At 68.0% G+C, this 4,691-nt stretch carries 5 protein-coding genes; all 5 read right to left on the bottom strand.

From position 1 onward, the window contains the following. The coding region (locus tag ACWDTP_RS37505) for a class I SAM-dependent methyltransferase (protein WP_450028279.1) at window positions 1–334 on the bottom strand (334 nt) is incomplete at its 3' end. Then, the gene (locus ACWDTP_RS37510; protein ID WP_450028280.1) at window positions 321–1,031 is read right to left on the bottom strand and encodes a TetR/AcrR family transcriptional regulator; all 711 of its coding nucleotides are present in this window, start codon (window positions 1,029–1,031) and stop codon (window positions 321–323) included. The genes ACWDTP_RS37510 and ACWDTP_RS37505, both read right to left, overlap by 14 nt. A gap of 55 nt (window positions 1,032–1,086) precedes the next feature. After that, window positions 1,087–1,773, bottom strand: a complete 687-nt coding sequence (locus ACWDTP_RS37515; RefSeq protein WP_450028281.1) for a hypothetical protein — start codon at window positions 1,771–1,773, stop codon at window positions 1,087–1,089. 67 nt (window positions 1,774–1,840) lie between these two features. Continuing rightward, window positions 1,841–4,075 carry a maltose alpha-D-glucosyltransferase gene (gene treS / locus ACWDTP_RS37520; protein WP_450028282.1) on the bottom strand — a complete coding sequence of 745 codons (2,235 nt, stop codon included), beginning with the start codon at window positions 4,073–4,075 and terminating at the stop codon, window positions 1,841–1,843. Between the two features lie 79 nt (window positions 4,076–4,154). Beyond that, a partial coding sequence (locus ACWDTP_RS37525; protein ID WP_450028283.1) for an AAA family ATPase occupies window positions 4,155–4,691 on the bottom strand: 537 nt, incomplete at its 5' end.

The following is a 4,691-nucleotide window of genomic DNA, read 5'->3' on the forward strand; positions in this document are numbered from 1 at the left end:
GGGTGTCCAGCCCGGAGGCCAGGATGACGGCCTGACGTACCCCGGCGGCACCCGCATCGCCGAACAGCCCGTCGTACAACCGGGTGCGGACCGCCATGGCTTCGGCGGCCTGCTTCACACTGAACGCGCCGGTGTCCGAACCGGCGTCGTCCGCGGCGTCGAGCATCCGCACCGCGCTCTCCGAACCCACCGCCCGCACCAACGCCTCGGCGTACGGGTCGTCGATCAGCGGTTGCGGGCCGCGGGCGGCGAGGGCCCGCTGAGCGGCCACCACGGTGGCCGTCGCGCCCACGCTCGACGCCAGATCCCAACTGTCGTTGTCACTTCGAGTCATCGCGATCTCCTCCATAGACGAGTGCCCGGAAGTCCTGCGCAAGCCGCTCGTAGAGGACGATCACCTCGGCGGCGGCCGCCTCGAAATGCTTGCGCGCGGCAGGCCGGGCAGGTTCGAACGCCCGGCGCAGCATGGCCGCCAACTGTTCGGCCTTCTCCGCCAAGCTCAGGGTCAGTTCCTCGGGCACCATCGGCTCGGCCGCGAAGAACCCGAACACGGCCGCGGTCAGCGGGTAATGCACATCGTCGGGCCCCAGGCCGGCGGCCAGCAGGCCGTGCCGGTGCACGATGATCAGATAGTCCCGCCAGCCGGCGAAATTCGCGGCGCCCATGGCCTTTTGGGAGCCCCCGGCGACCAGGGCGTCCATCGTCTCGACATCCTGGGTGAAGATCGCACGCAACACCGGCCGGCTCATCGCCTCGACGAAGACCCGGCGCATCAGACGGTGCGGCGCCACCTCCGCCGGATCGGCCCGCAACCCCGCGACGACGGCGTCCACCATCGCCGCGGTCTCACGGGTGACGACGGCGGCGAGCATCTGTTCACGGGTGCGCCAGTGCAGGTAGACGGTTCCCTTGCCGATACCGGCCCGTTTGGCGACCTCGTCGATCCGGATCCGGCGATAGCCCCAGCGCAGCAACAGATCCCTCGCGGTATCGAGGATCCGGTCCGCACGGTCGCGGTGTGCATCCGACATGAGGCTTCCCTTCGGCCGCCCCCAGCTTTGACCAAAAAACGATTTTGGTCAAGAGTCAGCGCGGCGCCGTGATGGTCAGGCCGGAGATCACGAGTTCGGAATCCCGTTGATAAGTCGGATCGTCGGGATGGGCGCTCTGCACCGTCGCCACCACGTTCATGATCCTGGCCCCCACCGGAATCATCACGCTCACCGCCCGCACGGTGATCTGGGTGCCGTCGGGTGCCCTGGTGAAGTAATCGATCATCCGGCCCGGGAAGCCGCACACCGTCGCGTTGTGTGAGGTGATGTTCTGCGCCCCACCCATTTTGAAGCCAGTGAAGCTGTCGTCGAGCAGATCCTGCGGCGTCTTCCTACCGTCGGTCGCATCGCCGACCGACAACGAGACCACCGGCACCGTCCCCGCGACCACGAGCGCCGGATTGCGCATGATGAATTTGATCGGCGGCTGGGCCAGCTCCGGCACCGGGACCCAGTTCGTCGGCTGCGGCACCCGCACCGTGGGCTCGCCGGGGGCGGCGGGCGACACCTCCGCCCAGTTGTCGACCGCGACGTCCGCGCACCCCTCGGCGGGTCCCGCATCCGCAGCCGCGGACGTCGGAGCGGTCGATGTCATCACCGTCGCCCTGGCATTGGGATCCTTCAGCGCGGTACCGGTCACCACCTGCTCGCAGCCGCCGAGTGCCAGCATCGCGGCGATCGCCGCCACGCCGGCCACCAGGGTGGATCGCGCCTTCAGCAAGTCCTCCACTCCTCCGCCGATTCCAGGGTCCGCACCGCCACCCTATCGCCACCGGCCGATGGCCGGGTCAGTCGTCCCGGTCCTCCTCGACCACCGCCTCCTCGACGAGCAGCGACATGCCGTGGTGGGCGGGCAGCTCGATGGCGAAGCTGTACAGATCGTCCACCGTGGCCACCGGATCGCCGGTGAACATGTCCGACACGGCCGCGCCCTGCGGGAGCACCTCCGAGCGCACCGTGCCCGCGATGTGCTCGTTGGCGAAGTTGAGCACCGTGAGCTGGTGGTGGCCGGTGGCCAGCTCGTGCACCAGCACCAGCATGCCGCGGTGCGACACCTCGGGGATGTCGACCTGGCGGCTGGTGGCGATCTCGAAATGCTTGCGGACCTGCAGGATCGCCTGCAGCTGCCGCAGAAAGCTGGTCTCGTCGGCCAGCTGCTCCGGAATGGATCCGTAAAGGCTTGCTCCCCTGGGTATTCCGGCGATCGATTTGGCCGCGTTGGGATTATGGCCCATCAGGTCGTGGGCGGCACGGTGGATCCAGCGGGTGTCACCCCCGCGCAGCAGTTCGGTGACCTCGGACGGGGGCAGCGTCAGCATCCCGCACAGATCCCAGCCCGAGAGCGCGAACACCCCCGGCTGCAGCGCGTTGAACATCGCCAGCAGCAGGTGCGCCCGGCGGATCCGGTCCCTGACCTCGGTGCCGTCACCGATCCCTTCGAGGTCGGTGATGCCGAGGGTGGCCGCGATGATGGTGGCCGTCGTACAGGCGATCCCGTTCGTGGTGAAAACCAGGTTGTACGGGGCGTTCTCACCGGTGAGCTGTTCGGTCAGCTCGCACCGGACGGTGTCACCCAGAGCCTCGCCGGTGAGCTCCTCGCCACGGTAGGTGAAGATGTCGTCGCGGTGGCCGGTGGACCAGTGCACGAGTTCGTAGGTGAGCTCGTCATGGTTCTGCAGGGCATGCACCAGCGAGGCCGGGTCCACACCGTATTCCAGAGTGGTGCGCAGGGTCAGCCGCAGGAACTCGGTGTCGGCGGTGGCCAGCGCGTGCTGATAGGCCGGCCGGGTGATGAAGTCATAGGACAGGTCGGCACCCGCCTCGCCGATCTGACGGATGTCGTCGATGGTGAGGTTGAGCTCCTGGAAGGTGAAGCCACCGACCTTGCGCACCATGCTGGCGATCAGGTGGTTGGCCGCCTCGGACAGCGGATGGCCCTCCGACCAGGCCGTGCTGTCCTCGGCTGCGGTCTTCTCGGCGCCCAGAAACCCGTTGGCGTCCAACCGAAGTCCACCGGTGCCGAGATCGGCCAGCGAATGCAACGCGTCGCCGATGACCAGGCGCATCCCGGCGAACGACGGGTCGAGCCAGTTGATCGATGGCTGGCCGTCCTTGAAATAGTGCAGATACACCCAGCGCCGCTCGACGCCGTCGGTGCCGACCACCGGGCGGGTGACGCTCCAGTTGGTCTCCTTGACCCCCTCGGCGTAGAAGATCACCCGCTGCAGCCGGCCGATGATGTAGCCGGCCTTGTCCAGCCACTCCTCGGTGGCGGTGTCGATGTTGACCGAATCGCGGCCGGCCGGGACGTCGGGCAGATGCTCCCAGTCCCGCGGATCGACCTCGACCATGTGATAGATGCCGGGATAGTCGGCGTACTTCATCTCGGCCAACCGGAAATCCGCGCCCTTACCGGTGTGGCCCGGCACGATGTCATCGATAATGGTGCCGCCGTACCAGTTGGCGGTCCCGCACATCTGCCGGAACTCCTGCTCGGTGCCGAACACCGGATCGATCTGGGTGCTGATCCGGTCGAAGTGCCCGTCCACGCTCGGCGTCAGCTGCCACCCCGAGATTCCGCCCGCACGCTTCACCGGCCCGGTGTGCACGGCCTCGATGCCGATCTCGGCGAATGCCTTCCACATGTCCTCGTCGGCCATCGCCTTGAGGAACGACTCGCCGGACCGGGTGATCAGCGACAGCGGATAGGCGGTGAACCACACCGAGGCGGTGTCGACCGCGCCGCGCGGGCCCGGCGTCGCATAGGGGTTCTGCCACATCGATCCCTGCCCGGAGAACTGCTGGCCGATCTCGTTGGCGTCGGCCAACATCGACTGGCTAAGCAGCCACGACACGTAGGCCGGATTGTCCCCGGTGGCAGGCCCGTCCTGGGCGAGCGAACGGCGCGTGAACGTGGCCTTGACCCTCGGGCGAAACCGCAACGCTCGAGGCCGCGCGGGGTGCAGGTGCTCGTCGAAGGTGATCTCAGTCGGTTCGTTGGCCTGATCGTCGGGCGCCTCCATGCCCGCAAGGTTACTCACCGCGCCTGGCCGTCCCGCTCTGCCCCGGGCTCATGCCTCGAATTCGACGGAACCGTCGCTATTATGTTGGAACAGCAGCATTTTCGTCGGATTCGAGAGGTGGGGCGGCGATCTGCGCCTCGGGATCCATCCGGCGCAGGATCTCACCGACGGTGTCCTCCGCCGACTGCCCGGAGGTGTCCAGCCACAGACCGAGGCGCGGTGTCTCGTCGCGCAGGGTGCGGTCGAGCATATCGATGGCCCACTTGCCGTAGGCGCTCTTACCGCGTCCCTGCTCGCGGACCGCGACGATGTCGGGGCGCGGCGCGAGCACCACCAGATACAGCGGGCGACGCTCGATCCAGCCGACCATATCGGCCAGGTGTTCGCCGAGGATGGTGTCCTGGGCGACCACGGCGAACCCCGCCCCGGCGTAGTCGTCGCAGGTTCGCGCGGTCAGTCGGTACCGCAGCCGCAGTTGGCGAATCGCCTCGGCCGACGGGTCGGGGCTCATCTCGGCGCGGCCGTTGACGATCACCCGCCGGAACGTATCCCCGCGGACGTGCACCGAACGGGGCAGCCGTTCGGCGAGCAGTTGGGCGACGGTCGACTTGCCCGC

The sequence above is a fragment of the Mycobacterium sp. NPDC003449 genome, assembly GCF_053588415.1.